The sequence below is a fragment of the Streptomyces sp. NPDC032472 genome (assembly GCF_040636955.1).
Taxonomy (GTDB): Bacteria; Actinomycetota; Actinomycetes; order Streptomycetales; family Streptomycetaceae; genus Streptomyces.
Window position 1 is genome coordinate 45959 of the sequence record NZ_JBEZVK010000038.1, and the last position, 17902, is coordinate 63860.

17 protein-coding genes are annotated in these 17902 nt (G+C 69.7%); 5 read left to right on the forward strand and 12 right to left on the reverse strand.

Going from position 1 to position 17902, the window contains the following annotated elements; translation table 11 throughout:
• Positions 1 to 188: 188 nt before the first annotated feature.
• The 3 genes from AB0F11_RS24445 to AB0F11_RS24455 all read left to right on the forward strand — a co-directional run bounded on the left by AB0F11_RS24445 (position 189) and on the right by AB0F11_RS24455 (position 3181).
• On the forward strand, positions 189 to 863 hold the full coding sequence (locus tag AB0F11_RS24445) for a ScbR family autoregulator-binding transcription factor (RefSeq protein WP_362177502.1): 675 nt from the start codon (positions 189 to 191) through the stop codon (positions 861 to 863).
• 147 nt (positions 864 to 1010) lie between these two features.
• Positions 1011 to 2282: a ParA family protein gene (locus AB0F11_RS24450; RefSeq protein ID WP_362177505.1), complete on the forward strand. Its 1272-nt coding sequence runs from the start codon at positions 1011 to 1013 to the stop codon at positions 2280 to 2282.
• Positions 2279 to 3181: a ParB/RepB/Spo0J family partition protein gene (locus AB0F11_RS24455; protein WP_362177508.1), complete on the forward strand. Its 903-nt coding sequence runs from the start codon at positions 2279 to 2281 to the stop codon at positions 3179 to 3181. The genes AB0F11_RS24450 and AB0F11_RS24455 overlap by 4 nt, the downstream gene beginning before the upstream one ends.
• A 198-nt stretch (positions 3182 to 3379) precedes the next feature.
• On the opposite strand, the gene AB0F11_RS24460 is transcribed toward AB0F11_RS24455, so the two are convergent.
• From AB0F11_RS24460 to AB0F11_RS24490, 7 genes are all read right to left on the reverse strand, one after another.
• Positions 3380 to 3757, reverse strand: a complete 378-nt coding sequence (locus tag AB0F11_RS24460; RefSeq protein WP_362177510.1) for a DUF6009 family protein — start codon at positions 3755 to 3757, stop codon at positions 3380 to 3382.
• A 180-nt stretch (positions 3758 to 3937) separates the two neighbouring features.
• Positions 3938 to 5518 carry a phage/plasmid primase, P4 family gene (locus tag AB0F11_RS24465; RefSeq protein WP_362177513.1) on the reverse strand — a complete coding sequence of 527 codons (1581 nt, stop codon included), beginning with the start codon at positions 5516 to 5518 and terminating at the stop codon, positions 3938 to 3940.
• Positions 5515 to 6549 carry a bifunctional DNA primase/polymerase gene (locus tag AB0F11_RS24470; RefSeq protein WP_362177516.1) on the reverse strand — a complete coding sequence of 345 codons (1035 nt, stop codon included), beginning with the start codon at positions 6547 to 6549 and terminating at the stop codon, positions 5515 to 5517. Before AB0F11_RS24470 ends, AB0F11_RS24465 begins: the two co-directional genes overlap by 4 nt.
• A 952-nt stretch (positions 6550 to 7501) precedes the next feature.
• Positions 7502 to 8059, reverse strand: a complete 558-nt coding sequence (locus AB0F11_RS24475) for an XRE family transcriptional regulator (protein ID WP_362177518.1) — start codon at positions 8057 to 8059, stop codon at positions 7502 to 7504.
• A 9-nt stretch (positions 8060 to 8068) separates the two neighbouring features.
• Positions 8069 to 10141: a helix-turn-helix domain-containing protein gene (locus AB0F11_RS24480; protein ID WP_362177521.1), complete on the reverse strand. Its 2073-nt coding sequence runs from the start codon at positions 10139 to 10141 to the stop codon at positions 8069 to 8071.
• 95 nt (positions 10142 to 10236) lie between these two features.
• Positions 10237 to 10509 carry a hypothetical protein gene (locus AB0F11_RS24485; RefSeq protein ID WP_362177524.1) on the reverse strand — a complete coding sequence of 91 codons (273 nt, stop codon included), beginning with the start codon at positions 10507 to 10509 and terminating at the stop codon, positions 10237 to 10239.
• A 279-nt stretch (positions 10510 to 10788) separates the two neighbouring features.
• On the reverse strand, positions 10789 to 11388 hold the full coding sequence (locus AB0F11_RS24490) for a helix-turn-helix transcriptional regulator (protein ID WP_362177526.1): 600 nt from the start codon (positions 11386 to 11388) through the stop codon (positions 10789 to 10791).
• A 167-nt stretch (positions 11389 to 11555) separates the two neighbouring features.
• Between AB0F11_RS24490 and AB0F11_RS24495 the strand changes: the two genes are divergently transcribed.
• Positions 11556 to 11696 (forward strand): hypothetical protein, encoded by a 141-nt coding sequence (locus tag AB0F11_RS24495; RefSeq protein ID WP_362177528.1) that lies wholly within the window; start codon positions 11556 to 11558, stop codon positions 11694 to 11696.
• A gap of 183 nt (positions 11697 to 11879) precedes the next feature.
• On the opposite strand, the gene AB0F11_RS24500 is transcribed toward AB0F11_RS24495, so the two are convergent.
• Positions 11880 to 12746 (reverse strand): hypothetical protein, encoded by an 867-nt coding sequence (locus tag AB0F11_RS24500; protein ID WP_362177531.1) that lies wholly within the window; start codon positions 12744 to 12746, stop codon positions 11880 to 11882.
• A 416-nt stretch (positions 12747 to 13162) separates the two neighbouring features.
• Entirely contained in the window at positions 13163 to 14023 is an 861-nt protein-coding gene (locus AB0F11_RS24505; protein WP_362177534.1) for a hypothetical protein, read from the reverse strand.
• A gap of 119 nt (positions 14024 to 14142) precedes the next feature.
• On the opposite strand from AB0F11_RS24505, the gene AB0F11_RS24510 reads away from it, so the two are divergent.
• A complete protein-coding gene (locus tag AB0F11_RS24510) occupies positions 14143 to 14514 on the forward strand; it encodes a hypothetical protein (RefSeq protein ID WP_362177537.1) in 372 nt (123 codons plus the stop codon).
• Positions 14515 to 14838: 324 nt separating this feature from the next.
• Here the strand turns inward: AB0F11_RS24510 and AB0F11_RS24515 are convergent, their stop codons facing one another.
• The 3 genes from AB0F11_RS24515 to AB0F11_RS24525 form a co-directional block, all read right to left on the reverse strand.
• Positions 14839 to 15528: a peptidase inhibitor family I36 protein gene (locus AB0F11_RS24515; RefSeq protein WP_362177540.1), complete on the reverse strand. Its 690-nt coding sequence runs from the start codon at positions 15526 to 15528 to the stop codon at positions 14839 to 14841.
• Between the two features lie 207 nt (positions 15529 to 15735).
• Complete coding sequence (locus tag AB0F11_RS24520) at positions 15736 to 16725, reverse strand: CU044_5270 family protein (protein WP_362177543.1); 990 nt, start codon at positions 16723 to 16725, stop codon at positions 15736 to 15738.
• Positions 16722 to 17288 carry an RNA polymerase sigma factor gene (locus AB0F11_RS24525; protein WP_362177545.1) on the reverse strand — a complete coding sequence of 189 codons (567 nt, stop codon included), beginning with the start codon at positions 17286 to 17288 and terminating at the stop codon, positions 16722 to 16724. Before AB0F11_RS24525 ends, AB0F11_RS24520 begins: the two co-directional genes overlap by 4 nt.
• Between the last annotated feature and the right edge of the window lie 614 nt (positions 17289 to 17902).

Sequence of the window (17902 nt, forward strand, 5' to 3'; positions counted from 1 at the left end):
CAGGAGTCGGCGGGCGTGATCGGGGTGAGCATTAACGCCGTTAACGCTGCTTCCATACCGGGATACCTGCTACCAAAGCGGTGCTCCCGTCTCGCTAAAACGTACTTGTCGACTGGTTTTTTTCGTGGCTCGCCCACTAAATTGACCTTCGTTCAGCCCGGCACCAACCCCCCAGCAGGAGACCGCACGTGGCGAGGGCGAGGGAGGAACGCGCCGAGATCACCCGGCAGGCGATCCTCGACGGCGCGGCCGTCGCCTTCGACCGCAGCGGCTTCGGCGGCACGAGCCTCAGCGACGTCGTGCGCCACGCCGGGGTCACCAAGGGCGCGCTCTACTTCCACTTCCCGTCCAAGGAAGCCCTGGCCCGCACGCTGATGGACGAGCAGTTCCAGGTCTCCGAAGGCGCGCTTGAGGAGCTCGGGCTGCAGACGGTCATCGACCTGACGCACCGGATGGCCTTCGGGCTGCGCACCAACGTCCGCATCCGCGCCGGCATCCGCCTCGTCATCGAGTTCGGCTCCTTCACCCACCCGGACCCCACCCCGTACGAGACCTGGATCGACACCTGTCGGAGCTGTCTGACGCCGGCCCAGGAGCGTGGCGACCTCTTCCCGCCGCTCGACGTGGGTGCCCTCTCGACGTTCCTCGTCGGCTCGTTCACCGGCATCCAGGTCACCTCGCACGTCCGCACCGGCCGTGAGGACCTCCACCGCCGGGTCATCGACCTCTGGACCTTCCTGCTCCCGGGCATCGTGCCCGCCGACCGCATCCCGCTCTTCGACCCGGCCGGCTCGCCCGCGTGCCGAGCCGAACTCGGGCTGGCCGCCGCCCCGGACGCCCCCGCGGTCCCGGTCGCCGGCTGACCACCGCCTCAGGGCAGCCTCGCAGGCACCGTGGTGAACCACGGGGGTGCTCGCCACGGCGGGTGCGAGGCCGCCCTGCCGCATTTCGTTAGCAAAACCCAAGCGTGGCGCTCACATCCGGCCGCGAACGTTAGTAAAGTCCCTCTCATGACTTCGCCCTCGTCTCAGAGCGACCGAGAGAAGGTCGTCTCCAAACTCCCGCCGTGGCTGCGCCAGGAGTTGAAGATCCGTACCGCCCAACTCCGCGTGGACATCCAGGACGCCGTCCACCAGGGCATCGCCCAGTGGAGCGCGCTCGCCTCCGCCCCGTCCCCCGTGGACACCTCCGGCGCCGAGTCGTTCTCCACCTGGCTCCCGGCCGGCCAGTGGGAGTCCTTCCGCTCCGACGCCAAGGACCGCGGCGTCTCCCTCATCCAGGGACTCGCCCAAGCCGTCCGCCTCTGGCTGGAGATGAACCCGGCCCCCACGGTCAAGCGGCCCTCCGTCGTCCGCCGCATCGTGGTGTGCAACCAGAAGGGCGGCGTCGGCAAGACCGCCATCACCGCCGGCACCGCGGAGGCCCTCGCCGAGGACCCCGACTCCCTCCACCCGGTCCGCGTGGCCCGCCAGCTGGCGCGCCTCTCCTCGGCAGACGCCCCGGACGCAGGCCCCCACCCGGCCGCCCCCGACCCGAACGCCCTGGACCTGGAGGACCTCCCGGGCCTCGGCATGCGCGTCCTGCTGGTCGACTTCGACCCCCAGGGCCACCTCACCAAGCAGCTCGGCCAGCAGCCCCTGCCCATCGGCGGTGACAGCCTCACCTGCCACATGGCCGGCGAGGCCAAGGGCCCCCTGTCCGACCTGGTCGTCCCCATCCCGGACGCCCGCTTCGGCGACCGCCTCCACCTCCTGCCCGCCTGCACGGACGCCTTCCTCCTCGACGTCCGCCTCTCCACGGTCCGCGCCCGCGAGGCCGCCCTCGAACGGGCCCTGGCCCCCGTCGAGTCGGACTACGACGTCATCCTCATCGACTGCCCACCCAGCCTCGGCCTGAGCATGGACGCCGCGATCTACTACGGCCGCCGCCGCGACGCCGAGCAGCCGGGCGCCTCCGGCGCGCTGATCGTCGTCCAGGCGGAGGACTCCTCGGCCGACGCCTACGACCTCCTCACCTCCCAGATCAACGACCTGCGCGACGACCTCAGCCTCGACATCGACTACCTCGGCCTCGTCGTCAACCTCTACGACGGCCGCCGCGGCTACATCGCCACGTCCTCGCTCCAGGCCTGGATGGACATAAAGGATCCGCGCGTCGTCGCCGTCGTACCCGACCTCAAGGAACAGCGCGAGGCCGTCCGCGTGAAGCAGCCCCTTTTCGTCTACGCACCCAAGGGCGACCAGGCCGTGGCCCTGCGCGCCCTGGCCCGGGAGATCTCATGAGCAAGGCCGACAAACTCGGAGTCTCGGCGTCCTTCGCCCGGGCCCAGCCCGTGAGCGTCAGCTCCCGCCGCGCCGCCATCGCCGAGGCCACGGGCGCCCCCACCTCCGGGGTGACGCCGCCCTCCGAGGTCCCCATCGAAGCCCTCGCGCACAACCCGTTCAACCTGCGCGAGGACCTGACCGAACTGGACGAGCTCGCCCAGTCCCTCACCTCCCGCGGCCAGCTCCAGCCCCTCGCGGTCGCCACCCGCCTGGCCTTCATGGAGGCCCACCCGGGCCAGACCGACGGCCTCGGCCGCGCCCCGTACGTCGTCATCGACGGCAACCGCCGCCTCGCGGCCGCGCAGCTCGCCGGCCTGAAGACGATGCACATCCACGTCAACGACTCCCTGGCCGCCTCGGCGGCGGACATCCTGGAATCGGCGCTCATCGCCAACGTCCACCGCGTCGACGTGGCGCCGATGGACCAGGCCCGCGCCCTGCAGGAGCTCGTCGACGTCCACGGCTCCCAGGCCCAGGTCGCCAAGCGCCTCGGCAAGACGCCCGCCTGGGTCTCACAGCGCCTGACCCTGCTGAACCTCACCCCGGCCCTCCAGGAGAAGGTCGACACGGGGGAGCTGAAGGTGGAGCCGGCCCGCCGCATCGGCCGCCTGCCCCAGGAGCAGCAGGAGGCGGCGGCCACGGAGTCGATCAACACCCCGGCACCGCCCCGCCAGCGCTCCACACCGGCCCCCGGCCGGCCCCAGGCGCCCGTCCCCGTCACGCCCGCCCCCGTGCCCGCCACACCCCGCATCATGATCGCCACGGATTCCCCGGAGACGATCGCGGACGCCCTGACGGCCCACCTCACCCCGGACGACCTCAAGGCCGTCACGGAACTGCTGATGACCCGCATCTGAGGCCGACCCCACGCCGGGGGCGCTGACGGCGTTAACGCCGTTAACGCCCCCCGAGGGACCGAAGGGACTGAAGGGACTGAATTTCGCCATTACCTTCAGGCGGTTTTCAGCCACCACAGGGCGCAGGTGTGCACACTTCAGGGCAGCAAACAGGGACTGAACAGGACGAAGGGTCCCAAGGGACTGAAGGGACCGAGTTCAGGCAACGGTGGGAGCGGACAGCCCGCGCTGCGAGCGCGCGGTCTTCCTGCCGACCTGCCTCGGCGCGATCGTACGGGGGTCCACGGCCTCGCCGGGCGCCCCTTCGCGGTACAGGCCGTCGGGCTCGGCGTCCCGGTCGTGGGGGAGCAGGTAGAAGACCCGGCGCTTCTGCAGGCCGCTGTCGGGGTCCGCTTCCGCGGTGTCGCCCAGCTCGGTGAAGCCGATCATGCGGCCGTCGCGGTGGTAGCGCGGCTTCCCCCGGCGCCGGGGGGTCTTGTCCAGGGCCTGGCGCACGTAATCGAGTTCTTCGGGGTCCTCCAGCCACACCACTTTGTCCTCGTGGGCGAGATCGCTTGCTGTCAGTAGCGAGCTCATGGCCTGGGTCCTTCCTCGTTCACGTCGGGCCTTCCGGGCCCCTGGGTCCTCCACGCCGCGAGCGACGCCGATACCGGTATGCGGCAGGGCCCTGTGGGCCACCGCCGGCTGGTGGGTCTGTTCATCTTCCTTGTCCATCGTAGGCGTGCCCGCCCCGGGGAGGCGGCACACGTCGGCCGATCACGTCACGTTTGCCCTGTTCGCGTCGCGCGGTGGCTGTTCTTCGTCGGCCAGGAGGGCCAGGCCGGGATAGAACTTCTGTCCGTTCGAACGGAGCATCTCACTGGGTGAGGCGACGCCGACCTCGGCGCGGATACGCGTGGCGAACGCACGCGTGGTGGCGGGGCGCAGGCCCTCGCCGTCGAGGCACCATGCACTGTAGGCCCGGTAGAGGGCGCCCTGCTCCACCTTGAGGTCGCGGGGCTCGGGCAGGTCCGCCCCCGTGGTGCAGCATTCCGCCAGGAACCGCCCGATGTGGTCCTCGGTGGTGGCGTAGGCCTGCGTGGCGGTACGGACCACGCTCGGCCCGGTCAGGGCCGGCTTGGTCGCAAGGTAGGCCTTGGCACCCTGGATCATCCAGTGGAGGATGCCGGGACCCTCCTCCTGGACCAGTGCCTCGGCCAGATTGTCGATCTTACGGTGGTCGGGGACGACCTTCTCGAAGGGGATCAGCCGGATCCGGCGCCAGAACGCGTGCCCGCCGGTGCCGACCTCGGGGCGGTGGTTGCCCAGCAGCCACAGCTTGTGGGTCGGCTCGAAGCTGAAGTAGTCCTGCCGCATGCGGCGGGCCTTGAGGCGGTCGCCGCCCGTGAGCAGCTTGACGCGGGCCTCGTCGAACTTGTCGTGCGGCTTGAGCTCACTGCACACGAACAGGCGACGGCCGTGGAGCTCCGTCAACTCGGTCGAGTGCTCGTTGAACTTGCCCCGCTCCATCAGGAAGCCGGGCGGGGCCACGTCCGCGTAGTCTCCGAGGATCTTGATGACCACGTCGAGGAGGGCCGACTTGCCGTTGGCGCCGACGCCGTACAGGAAGGGCAGCACCTGGCCGCCCACGTCACCCGTGATGGAGTAGCCGAGCAGGAGATGGAGAAAGTTGATCATCTCCTTGCCCTTGTCGTCGTCCCCGAAGGTCTGGTTCAGGAAGTCGTGGAACCGGGGCGTCGGCATGGCCTCGGGGGCCAGGTGCGTGGCGCGCGAGTGCAGGTCCCGGGTGGGGTCGGGCTTGTGCAGGTCTCCGGTGCGCAGGTCCACGACGCCCGACGGGGTGCACAGGGCGTACTTGTCGCCGTCGAGGGAGTCGGGGTCCAAGGCGAGCTCGGGCGACGCCTTGGCCTGGGTGAGCATGGCCTTCACGCCCGAGGTGGACATCGCGCGCTTGCGGTGCTGCGCCAGCTCCCGGTCGGTGAAGACGCCGCGCGGGTCGTGGTCGGGCAGTTCCTCCGCCATCTCGCCGGCGGCCCAGATCGCCGCCTTCTCCCCGCCCGTGCGCTTCCACCGGTACTCGTCCCACACGTACCAGCCCAGTCCCTCCACGTGCCGGAACCGGTCGTGGTGGAGGTGGGCGAACAGCTTGGCGTTGCCCCGGTCGGTGAGGTTGCGCAGCAGACCCGTGGCGATGAAGTCGCCAGCCCCCGTCGCCGCCTGGGCCGTCCCCTGCTGGGCGGGCAGGCGCCGGGCGGGCGTGACGGTGTCCGTGGTGAACGCGGCGAGCTGTTCCGCCGCTGCCTGGGCGTTGAACCCCGTGCTTTCGGCGCTGCTCATGGGCGTTCCTTGGGGTGGATGGGTCGGTTGCTTCCGGCGTTCAGCCCTGTTTCGACGATGAGGCGGTTCCGGCGCGGCTGGTGGGGTCGTGCCTGGTCTGCGGCCTCCAGGAGCAGTCGGCGGAACTCCTCGGCGGCAAAGTGGCCCGCGGCGGCCAGCCCGCCCGCGGTGAACGCCGCCCGGTTGAGCTTCTCGCTGAAGGCCGTTCCCGCGGGGCTGGCCCCGCAGGCGCGCACCTCGTCGATGAGCGGGGCCAGGATGCGCTGTCCGGCCCGTCCGGGTCCCTGGCCCCCTGGCCGCCGCGTACGAGCCGCCACAGGCCCACGGGAGGGCTCGGCAGGGCCCGCCCCGACCGAGTGCCCGGTGCGGGTGAGTTCGGCGGTCAGCCAGAGCGGCAGGGGCGCGGGCAGCCGCGCGCCCGGCAGGGCCTCGTACACGCCGGCGGCCGTACGGGTCCCGGGCGCCACGATGTATCCGCCGACCGACCGGACGTCGACCTGCCAGGCGAGCGCGACCTTGGGGCTCGAGCCGCTGGAGGACCGGAAGCCCGGACCGTCCTTGGGCGCCCGGTACCAGATGTGCATGCCTCCGGAGGGCGTACGCACCCGCAGGGTCGAGGCGTCGTCGCACGGGTGGGGCCGCGAGCGGAACGCGGCCAGCAGCGCCAGGGTGTCGAAACCGTTCTGCAGCCCGGTCAGGTCCACACGGTCGTCGACGGGGATCCCGGGCAGCAGCCGCTGACGGTCCGGCAGCGGGGTGCGGTGGGCGTCGACATCGATGACCACCAGCCGGGCAGGCCCGCAGGAGACCCCTACACCGAACGCCGGCTCGGTCTCCCACCACCGCAGCACCGTGGGCAGGTCCGTGGTGGCCGCGTGGAAGCCGTGGCACCAGCGGCCCCGGACCCGGCAGGGGCATTCCTGCGGCGGGTGCTGGGCGCTGCGGCAGTCGGGGCAGTTCGGGGCGGGCGTCTTGGTCCCTGGCGCCAGGGGGTGCACCGGGTAGCCCCTGCGGGCCATCCAGGCGGCCACGTCCCGTGCCGTCCTGCCACTCTCACCGTGTGGCAGGCTCTCGGAATGGACGGGCACTGGCTCTTCCTTGACGCATTGTTAGTGGCGGCTGCTGCTGTCCCCGGGGCTGTTCTCCGAGGTGTGCGCTGACCTGCACCTCAGGGACCAGAGGGACTGAAGATTCACTATGTCGGAGACTACCCCAGAGATCGTGACCGCTCGGGATGCAATCTCCGCCGTATCCGAAGTTCAGTCCCTTCAGTCCCTCGGTCCCTGACAGTTTCCAACTGCTTTGTCCCGAGAAGCCCCTTCTCCAAAGCCAGTGCACACCCGGGCGTGTCGCGACCCGGTCCGGGGCAGGGACTCAGTCCCTCACCCTCCGGCGGTCCGACTCCTCGGTCCCTTTCGGTCCCTGTGCCCGGCAGCGGCTTCCCGGCTCCTCTCGTCCTCCGCCGGACCGCCCCAGGTACTGAATCGCCCAGACCCTCGTTCAGTCCCTGCGCGTTCAGTCCCTGGACAAAACCGCAGGTCACAGCCTTAGCTGCCAACAGCCAGGGACTGAAGGGACTCAGAATCCCTACTTCCAGCCTTTACGTGCGTGCGTGTATGCGCCCGCGTAAGTATTACTGGGTATGCCTGAGTAGCTCATAACTAGAGATTTGAGTCCCTTTGGTCCCTGTGATCCGAGACCCGAGCCCCTGACCTGCAGGTTTATGCAGGGACCGAAGGGACAGGGACCGAAGCGTGCTCGCCGGGCTTCAGTCCCCCGAGCCGGGGGAGGGAGCACCGGGGGAGGGGGAGGCCGAGGAGCCCTCCCGGGCGCCTGGGATCCGAGCATGGCCACCGCACGCAGCCACGGCTGCTCGCCGAGCCGGACCGGGCCCCCGATTTCGTCCTGCTGGACGACACCCGGGCGCGGACCGCAACGGGGCCCATCCGCTCCGTGCCGGTCCTCAGGCCCGGTACGGGCGTCCTACAGCTCGAACTCGATGTGCTCGAGCTCGGTGTACTCGACCAGCAGCCCCTGGGCCCGCCGCCCGTGGTCCTTGAAGTAGGTCTCCTGCAGCCCCTCGGCGGCGATCTGCCGCAGCCGCTGCTCGGTGGCCCCCGCCTGCTGGGCGTCGAAGAGCCTCCCGGCGAACTCCGGCGGCAGGGCCACGGTCAGGTGGCGCATCCGGGCGTCGTCGGTGGTGCCGGGCGCGGCCGTGTAGCCGAACCGGGCCCGCGTGTCGATCATGATGCCGGTGGTCGTGGCGGCGGCCTTCCTCGCCCTGGCCCGCACCTGCGGCTGCCACCGCCTGCGCACCTCCCGCTCGATCCGGGCGGCGAGCTCCGGCCGGGGGTGCTTGAGCTGGTCCTTCACATACCGCTCCACCGTGCGCCGGCTGATCCCGAGCAGCCGGGCGACCTCCCCGGTACGGCCCTTGTACTGCTTGACGAGGAAACGCACCTGGGCGCCCGCGCTCTTGGGCACAGGACGGGTGAACGCCCGCTGCAGCGCCTCCTCGAGCCCTTCGCCGACCGTGGCCATCGGACCCGCCTACTCTCCGCTGTCCTTGGCCGTGATCTGGCCGTCCTTGATGTACCGGGCCAGGTTGAGCTCGCTCCCGTACTCCTCGCGCACGCCTTCCGCCCACAGCACGGTCTGCGTCCCCTCGTGCTTGACCATGCCGGGGGAGACACCCAGTTGGAAGCCTCCCTTGAGGGGCTTGCCGTCCTCGTACGGGAGGAAGTCGAGCGGGCTCGGCCCGTCGGAGGCGTACACGGCGCAGTCCGACAGCACGGCGACCGGGAACAGCCCGGTGGCGCCGGCCATCTTGACCATCTTGCGGTGCATGTTGACCCGCGTCCGGGAGATGACGGCCGCACGGATGTCCGGGCGCCAGGTCGGGCGCTGCAGCGCCGGCCAGGGCTGACCCGGGCGCCAGCCGCCACCCCGGGGCCGTTCACGGAGCTTGCCGATACCGCCCTTCACGGTCGCCTTGATCGCGGACAGCACCAGCGCCAGCTCCGGGTCGACCTCCCGGTGCCGGGCCATCGCCTCCAGGAAGGCCTGCGGCTCCATGCCCGTGGTGACACCGAGGTCGGCCATGGTGGCGACATAGGCGTCGCGCAGCCGCTGGTACCAGGCGTCCAGGTACCGTCCGGTCTCCCTGCGCAGCCAGCCCTCCGCAGGACGCACCTCGTACCCCAGCTCCACCGCGTAGGCGACGGTCGGGGTGGCGTACCAGGCCGGCCCCTCGGGCCGCTCACCGGTCGGGGTGAAAGGCGACGGCAACCGCGGATCGAGCTCCACATGGGACAGATCGACCAACCAGCACCCGGGCACCTTCACATCGAACCGAGGCCGCTCGACATGTACAGGCGCCCCGAGCCCGACAACGGCCCCGTTCGCCCCCGCGGCAAAGGCCATGTTCACATCAATGCCCACCACGTACGGCTTGAGGCACTCCTCGTCGGTCAGCGGCCGCGCCCAGTCGTACGCCTCCTCCACCAGCACCTCGGCCGGGCCCCGCTGGTGGAACCGGGGCAGGTGCGCCAGCAGCGGATGCCCGTCCGGAGCCTCCGGCGGCGCACAGTCCACCGGCTGACTGCCAAGCGACCCGGGGTTGTACTCGCTCTTCCTGCGCCCGTCGGCATCGGGCCGCCCGGCCCGGGTCGGCGGATGCAGAGCGGTCATCAGCTCCAGGCCGTTGACCGCGGTCGACCCGCGCGGGGTGATGACCCGGGTCGCGTACGTACCCAGCAGCCGCGCCAGCTCCGCCGGCGGCAGCTCGGCGGCCCGCCCCCAGGACCGGCTGTCGAGCGCGTCCCAGCCCAGTACGCACAACTGGACGCACGACCGCTTGCCGCCCTGCGCGGGCCGGTAGATCCGCGCCCACGGCCCGAGCCCGCGCCGGGTCAGCTGCCACTGTGCCTTGGTGAGCTGCTTGACGACCTTGTGGTCCTCCGGCAGTCGGCCGGCGTGCCGCTCCTCCTGGGACAGCCTTGACGGCAGCCCGTACCGCTCGGCAGCGGCATCGGTCAGCACGAGCACCGGATCGGCGTCCCGCCCGTTCGCAACAAGCCGGGCCGCACCCAGCCCACCCTCCCCAAGGGCCCACTCCACCAGGGCGGGAAGCGACTTGGCGGGCACGTCCAACACCAGCCCGCCGACACCGTACGCAACGACCTGCCGGTCGGCGTCAGCATCAAGCACAACCAGCGGCCCATGCGGAAACCGCCCCTCACCCCCACCGGAGGGCACCCGCACCGGCGCCTGCACGGCGACCGGGGCAGAAGCAACAGAACCGGAAACGGGAGGAGGCTCAGCCTCAGAGGCAGACTCATAGGCAGACCCGGGGGCACTCTCCTCCGGAGCCGGGAACCGCTCCGCCAGCCCTTCCAGCAGCCTGGCGTACGCCCCCCGCTTCGGCGCGCGCGGCTCGCTGCGGCCGGACTCCCAGCCGCTGACGGTCTCGCGCCGGGTCTGCAGGGCAGTGGCGATCTGGTCCTGGCTCAGCCCGGCGGCCTCGCGGAGCCGCCTCCGCTCGGCAGGCGGCGGCAGGGTCTCCTGGGCAACGTGCTCAAGCAGCGCATCCACCGCACTGAACAGCTCGTTCTCCGTGGTCACAGGGCTCACCTCCACCCGGCAGCCTACACACACAGTAACCAAACCACACGCCGAACCACACCCCAAACCGCACACAAACCGCACACCCGCCGAGCTCAAACCTCCACATACGCCACGACCACCACGCTGCGCAGCGCGGTGACCCAGTACAGGAGCCGGACGTGCTCGATGTCGTCGGTGTACTGGCGCAGCTGGGGGCCGGCGCTGTCGGCGGGCAGGGCCTCGCCGACGTCGGGGTCGTCGGAGACGACGACCAGGGCGCGGTCCAGCGCGTGGATCTCGGCCTCGCTGGTGATGTTCTCCAGCTGCTTGGCGGCGGAGTCGGAGAAGGCGATCCGGGCGCGGTGCGGGCTGTGCTGCGGGGCCATCAGGCGACGGCCGGGGCTGGGCCGCGAGCCGGGCCAGGTGGGCCTCGCGCAGGTCCTCCCACGGCGTGATGCAGAAGCCTCAGCGGACGCGTGACTCGGCCGACTCGTCGCCCTCTGCATGATCCGCTGTGCCTTCGCGTACCTGGCATGGCTTGTGTACTCGTAAACGGCAGCAGAGGCCTGGTGTGCAGCACGACCGCCATGCCCTGCTGGGCCCTTCAGTGGCGTCGAGGTGCGCCGGGTTCCTAAGACTGCACCAGCCAGACCTACGCCGAGCAATCAAAGGTCAGACAGCAAGAGGTTGAAGAGGTCCATAGCCTCCATGCCCAGCGGGCCGGCCAGCTTGATGATCGTGCGACGCGACGGAACTGCACCAGAGGGGTCAAGCGCCTGATAGACCGTTGTCCTTCCCAATCCGCTCTCAGCTGCCAGTTCCGAAACCGTCATATTCTTGGCGATCAGCGCCTCGCGGAGCGACCGCTTGGCCTCGGCCACAAGGATGACTGGGGATTCAACAGCGTCGACCTCGGAGAAAGGCCGCCCCTTGCCTGGCTGAGCTGGTCGTTGAGCTGTGGCTGCTCGCCACGCAATGGACTCATCCTGCACCTCGTCGCGCCGACGTAGCCAGGTAGCGATATCGGCGGCCCTGCGTGGTGCCCATGCCGCGACCATCGCGCACAGAGTCTCCACGGAAGGCAAACTCGTTCCGTTCAAGGCCGCGTAGATCGCAGATCTGCTGGTGGGCCACTCGCGCCCTGCCGCCACTCGCTCGGCCGACAGCGCGCGCATGGCCTCCAGAGAACCTGCCGATGCCATGGCCTGACGCTGTAACTCGCGCAGCTCGCTGGCGAACCTCCCAGCCGGAATGTCCGAGGACACCGGACGCCGCCTGTTGGCCATCGTCTTTGCAGCCCCCGTGAAGTCCAGGATGATCCAGCTGATACCTGAACACTGTAGTTCCGGCGCTGCAATTGGGACAGCCCGCCGGAGGCGTCCAACCCAACCGACGGGCTATCGACAGGACCCAACGAGCTGGAAGGGACCCGATGACCAAGGGTACGCAGCGAGAGAACGCCGGCCAGAAGGGCAAGTCCGTCGTGATAGCTGCTGCAATCGGTGGCTTCTTCACCGGCCTGGGGCGTGCCATCACGGAGTGGGTGATCGCCACCTTCGCATCACACAGCTGACGACTATAGAAGGCCCGTACCTGATCGGTGCGGGCCTTCTTGTGCCGCATCTGCCCCCCGCCTCAACCTGACCCTTCCGTACCGTCAGAGCGCCTCGGACCGACTTCGGCGACAGGAAAGTGCTGGTTGTCCAACTTCAGTGTCAATCGAACAAGGTTCGTTGTCACAGGACATTGGGCCTGGTCAGGAGCCCTCGGGATGGGCGCGGGTGAGAACCGCGGCGAGCGCGTCGACGGCTTCGGGTTCGGTGGCGGCGAGGCGGGCGGCGAAGGCCAGCTGGTCGGCATCGGCGCCGGGGACCAGGCGGAGGAGTTGGCCGAGCAGGGCGGCGTGGGCGAGGACCGGCGGGGGCAGAAGGCCGGCGGCGGCCTCGCGGGCGGCCGGGTCGCGGTAGTGCCCGCGGTGCGCGGCGAGGGCGTGGGCGAGCCAGGCATCGACGTCGGCCTGGACGTACCCGCCCGCGCGGCGGGTGAGTTCGTCGCGTACGGCTTCGTCGCCTTCGGCCGGCTCGGCCTGGTCCAGGGTGCCGAGGTCCCGCAGCACCTGGAGGTGGTTGGCGCGGGCCGCGATCCGGAGGGCTTCGCGCAGCTCGGCCTCCCGGGCGGCGGCGGCCGCGACGTCGGCGGCGAGCTCAGCCTGGACGACGTCGTCGACGTCCGGGTCGTACACGGCGCCCGGACCGGCAGCGGCGAGCAGCGCGGCGATCCGCTCCCACTCCGCGAGCTCCGCCGGGCCGCGGAGGTCGTCGGCCAGATCCTCGTACCGGGACGCTTGCCTCGCGTCGAACCGCGCGTCCTCGAGGGCCGCCGCGACGGCCCTGGCGTCCATGCCCCTCGCCTGGCGCCGTACGACGCGGCGGCCGATGCGGGCCGGGTCGACCGGCTCGCGGGGCGCGGCGACGCGCGGGGGAGCGTACGGCGCGCGGTGCGCCGGGTCGGCCAGGGCGTGGTCATCATCGGCCTCGCAATCATGGTCCGGAATCAGGGAGCGGGCCGCCGCCAGAGCGTTGTCGGCGGCCCGCCGATTGTGCCGAAGCTCGATACCTGTCACCCGGCGTGCCGATCGACCTGGGTGAAGGTGCGCGATGAAGCAGGGTGGTTGTCACCAGATCAGCGCGCTAGTTGGCACCACCGGCCTCTGCAGCATGGCTCTCGGCCGTCGGCTATCCCGTCCACCCCGGGCAGAGTGGCACAAGGGCATCGCCTCGGCCGGCACATCGTCAACGGCGGCGCAAACGCGTCACCCAGCGCACCGGCCGGGCGGCCCATCGGCCGATCTCCGGCGGAGGGTTCACCAGTAGGCGCGGTCGTCCCAGGACCGGAAGTCCGCGAACTCAACAGGGTCGTCTTCCTCGTCCAGGGCGGGGAAGCCATGCGTGACCAGCGTGCCGCGCTGCCAGTCGAGGAGGGTGTCGATCAGGCCGCCCTCGAGCGGCGGTCCCTGGTCCGCGTGGCGGGGCCAGACGATCAGCGGCCATGTGTCGGGATCCCCGCCCTCGGTGAGCCAGCCGAGGTAGTCGCCGTCGATGGAGTTGGCGAAGGGGAGGAAGCCGCCGCGCTCGGGCCAGATGGCAGGGGGTACCAGCCCGCGTTGCCGTCCTTTAGCTGCCGGTAGGCGTCCGCTGTGTCCTCGACGTGCGTGAGGAAACGCCGCTCGCCGGTCCGGAGCGGGGTGTGGAAACGCAGCCACCCGCTCCAGATGCCAGCGCCGTACTCGTCCATCAGCCGCACGTACTCCCCGGGCAGCCGTGTGCCCAGCTCGGCGAACAGTCCCTCCCAGGAGCCGTCGCCGAGGTACGGCCGCTCGGGTGGCGGCGATAGCAGCCGCAGCCCGTCCAGCCCGGTGCCGCTCTCGAGCGCGATTCGGCGCTCGGCCTCGGTGAGCCGAGGCGGGACCGGCGCCGGCGGGGTCCACACCTCGGCGTCGGGAAGGAAGGCGGTACGCGCGACAGGGCCCGGCAGCGGGCCCAGCAGCGGGCCGGGAGGAGAAGGGAGCTCCCAGGTGTCACGGACGGTGTGCCGCAGATAGTCGGTGAGCGTCAGGTCGTACCGGTGCCACCGGAGCAGGCCACTGCCCGGCACCGCCCCCGAGTGCTGCACCACCACGGTCCACTTGTCGGGGTCGACGGAGGCCGAGGTGTCCCAGAACAGTACGTCGCTGCCCCGCGTGCACCTCCAGGCCAACAGGCCGCCGGGCTCGGGGTGGAACACGGGCCGCTCGGCCACGGACAGCTCCCGCGCCTCGATCCGTGCCTCCCGGTGCGTCGCTCGCAGCCACTCGCCGTAGTCGAAGCGGTCCTGCTGGACGCACGGCACGTGGATCCACACGTACTCACCGAAGTCCAGCGGCCCGTACCTGTTGGCAACTGGGCCAACGTCCTGTTCCCGTACTCGACGATGTCGTACTCGTCATCAAGCTCAGCAAGGCGCTCGGCCAGGGGTAGCTGGTGGCCGAACCGCTGGTGGATGCGCATAGCAAGCTCTCGCGGCGTCAGCCGGCCCGCCAGCATCTGGTGCGCGAGCGCCCGCACGGCAGCGTCCTGCCCGGCCTCGCTGTCGCGCGGGTAGAACACAATGTCCAGCTCGTCGAGTACGACGGGAAGCAGGTCGGGAACGTCGTACTCCGCCTCGGCACGTGTGTATCCGGCCAGAATGCGCAGTGCCGGGCTGTCCAGTCCGGCAACGAGTGCCGCGCAGGCAGCCTCGACGACATCGTGAGCATGGGCCTCGCCGATACTCCAGAGAACAGCGAGGTCTTGCAGGTCATCGGTTGCGGCTTCGATCGGCGACACCTACGCATGATCCCCTGCACGAGATGATCCCGGCGACCGCCTTTCGACTCAGGCGCCGACCGCGCTGACGGACGATCTACTACTCAGACAGTCGCCCGTGACCAGCACGAGCGCCCCGAGAACCGGTCACACCAGCCCTTTGACCTGCGACTTCAAGTTGGCGGAGGCTCACCGCACCGCAAGTGCTGGTCCTTCAGCATCCCGATGCCCCTGGGGCCGGGGACGACAGTCCAGGCCACTCGCGACGACGGCGCATGCGGCGACTCAAAGGGCACCTGAAGTCCACCGGGAGGTGGCGGAGACGACGAAGGGACCCGCCAGCTGGCGGGTCCCTTCCTCTGTTCGGCGCCGCTAGTTGACGATCACGGCATCGGCCTTGTCATTCCACGTTCCGCCCCAGACATACGAGGCCTTGGTGAAGTCGTAGCAGGAACCAGCCCCCATGAGCATTTCCGGATCCAGCTGGAAGTCCCGGAAGTCGACCAGGCTCGCACCGTACTGGTACCGGTTCACGCATCCGGAGCTGGCCTGGTCCCGGAAGCCCCAGTTGCTGAGGTTCTTGGTACCCTTCGCGTTCCACTGCAGGCGACGGCCGCTGTAGTCGGAGTGCTCCCACACACAGATCCAACCGAAGCCGCAGTCGCCGATGGCGGACGTGCTGGCCGGCGCCTGCGCGGCAGTCCCCCCGAGCGCCTTCCTGACCGCGCTCTCCCGCCTTGCAACGGAGGCGTTCTCGTTGACGAGAGCGGCGTCCGCTTCGCCCTGGCTGTCGAAGCACTCGACCGAGCCGTCCGAGACCTCAGCGCAGACTCGCGCCCCCTCCCAGTTCTGGGCGAGGTTGATCTGCTTGCCCTTGTACGTCGCGATGACCGGCTTCGATGTGGCGATCTCGCTCAGCATTTGCTGCTCTGCAGCCGGGCTCAAGGTCCCGGAGACCGGAGCTGCGGGCAGTGGTGTGGTTGCAGCGCTGGCTGCGGGCGTTGCTATGAGCGGTGCGGCAATGGCCGCAGCCGCGACACCGACGATGCGTAAGTGACGCATGAGTCCCCTCCCTTGGCCACCCTCGTGGCGGCTCACACTTCAGGTGTGGACGTGCGGCCAGCACCAGCCTGGCCGCAGTCCCGCGGAAGAGTAACCACAGGGCCACTGGGGCATGAGTGACCAAAGTCACCTCACGGTGCGCGGCGACGGCAAGTCGGTCACCCGATCGAATCTTTGTCTGGAAGGCGACCGCTACCGGGTCGGTGCCTAGCCTGCCTCGTCCACGACCCCTCGGGCGACGATGGCCACGGAGGTCACTGGCGTGCCAGCCTTCCCCCAGGCGCTGTCCTTGAGAAGCACAGTGCGTTCCCCGAGGAGACGCATGCTCTCCTTGTCGAAGATCCACTCAGTCCGCTCGCCCTTGTGGACACGGGCAATGGCGACACCTGTCCGGCCGACGGCATCCGTTGCCTCGGGAACCAGGACAACACCCGGGATGCGGGCGGCCGCACGGTAGAGAGCAGCGCTCACCCCAGGCGGAGCCTCCACGGTCCGCAGCAGGTCCCCGATTGCAACGAACGCCTGCTGATCGGGGCCGGTGGTCGACCCGGAGCCGGGTCCGTGGTTGAGCTTGGCATCGGCGTAGATCACTTCAAGAAGGCGGTCGGGGTCCGTCGGGAGGGACTCGAGAAAGCGGTAGGTGGGGCCGTTGATTGTGGCCTTGTCCTTGCCTCGGGCCGGGTCTGTCGTCGTTCCTTTGGCGTTGCGTGTGACCGTGCCGGCGGATCCGTCGACGGATACCCATCGTTCGGCGGACTCGTCCGTACGGTCTGCTTCCATTTGCCCATCCTGGGTCTCGGACAGGGAGGTGGAGTGGCCGACCGTCTTCGTATACAGGAACTGGCCGTCCCGGACCGTGGGCGCCGGGGCCGCATGCGCCGCCAGTGCCACGCGATCCAGCAGTTGCACGGCAGCCGGCTCAGGCTTGGCGACGGCAGGCGGCTCGCCCGAGTCGGATACCCCGATGGCGAGGGCCAGGGCTACGGCGCATGTGGCAACGCCCGCTGCCAGGAACAGCGCCATCGGACGACGGGACCGCACTCGGACAGTGTCAATACCTCTTGAAGTTTCACGCATCAGGTGCTCCTTGATCCGTTGATGCCCATGGAACGGCAGGTCTGCGTCGGAAAGACCAGGCAGCTGCCGCGTCATCTCCACGGACTCGAACGGCTCGGGTCGTGTCTCGTCGGCGTTCACAGGTTCCCCTCCCGTGCAGTTCGAGATGCTGGCAGGCGTCCGGCAGCTGAGACCTCAGCAAGGTGATCGGCCGCAAGCTTGCGCAGGCGGGCACGGGCACGGGATAACCGAGAGCGCACAGTCCCCACAGGCACATCGCACGCCTCCGCCACCTCGTCGTGGCTGAGGCCGGACCAAACGCACAGCAGCAGGACCTCACGGTCCTTACGGCGAAGTCGCTCCAGCACAGCAAGGGTGGCTGCCGCCTGAGCAGAATCCGTGATTCGGGACACGACGGTGTCTGCCACGTCCGGTATCGCCTCAGGCGGTGGCAGGCGAGCCACCGCCTCCTGATGCCGGCGTGCGGCCCTTCGTGTATTGCGCAGGACGTTCGTTGCAATCCCGAGAAGCCACGCCCGGTGGCTTACGACCCCCTCAAGCGTGTCGCGAAGCCTCCATGCCTCAAGGAAGGTGAGAGAAACGATGTCCTCCGCCCCGACACGGTCGGACGTCATGCGGACGGTATGCGCGTACACCGCCCCGGCGTGTGCATCGTAGATTTCCGCGAACAGTTGCTGGTCCACACTGGGTAGTGTCCGCAGCCACCCACTCGTTGCATGTGACCTGCATCACGCTGCCCGTAGTCTTGTTGGCATGGTGGCTTCACGTGACCAAGCCGCGCTCTACATCAGTAGCCGGACGCCGCGAGCCATGTCTGCGCCGATCCTTCTGGCCGGGGCGGGCGCCGAACTCGTCCACAAGGCGAACGGAGATCCTCCCGTCCCTCCGGGCCATACGCGTCCGACGTGACCGCGGCCCACCGAGCAGCAGTGGTCGAGAGTCACCTCCGGCTCCCCGACGGACCTCGTGGGCCGGAGGTAAGCGGCCAGCTTACGACGTCGCGCTCCGACGATGGAGCCCACGTCGACCGGGTGCGGCGTGGGCGGCCGGGGCGCCGCTGCCTACGCATTGCTCCGAGCCGAGCGTTGAGCCTGGTCCGGCTTGGCTGAGGCGCTCCCGCCACCGGCGTATGCGGCGGACCGGAGGAGGGACCGTTCCGTTCGTACAGATCCGCCTTTTCCTGAACAGTTGCCGTTCGTGACAGGAGCCTCAACGACCGGATTGATTTACGAACTTGAGCAGCGATTTTCTTATTTTTTGGCAGTCCACAGATGCCCCTCCTGCTCCGTTTTCATCT

Bases quoted from the DNA above. Each gene is read 5' to 3' on its own strand.
- AB0F11_RS24450 (WP_362177505.1), top strand. From the start codon at position 1,011: ATGACTTCGCCCTCGTCTCAGAGCGACCGAGAGAAGGTCGTCTCCAAA.
- AB0F11_RS24455 (WP_362177508.1), top strand. From the start codon at position 2,279: ATGAGCAAGGCCGACAAACTCGGAGTCTCGGCGTCCTTCGCCCGGGCC.
- AB0F11_RS24460 (WP_362177510.1), bottom strand. From the start codon at position 3,757: ATGAGCTCGCTACTGACAGCAAGCGATCTCGCCCACGAGGACAAAGTG.
- AB0F11_RS24465 (WP_362177513.1), bottom strand. From the start codon at position 5,518: ATGAGCAGCGCCGAAAGCACGGGGTTCAACGCCCAGGCAGCGGCGGAA.
- AB0F11_RS24475 (WP_362177518.1), bottom strand. From the start codon at position 8,059: ATGGCCACGGTCGGCGAAGGGCTCGAGGAGGCGCTGCAGCGGGCGTTC.
- AB0F11_RS24485 (WP_362177524.1), bottom strand. From the start codon at position 10,509: ATGGCCCCGCAGCACAGCCCGCACCGCGCCCGGATCGCCTTCTCCGAC.
- AB0F11_RS24495 (WP_362177528.1), top strand. From the start codon at position 11,556: ATGACCAAGGGTACGCAGCGAGAGAACGCCGGCCAGAAGGGCAAGTCC.
- AB0F11_RS24515 (WP_362177540.1), bottom strand. From the start codon at position 15,528: ATGCGTCACTTACGCATCGTCGGTGTCGCGGCTGCGGCCATTGCCGCA.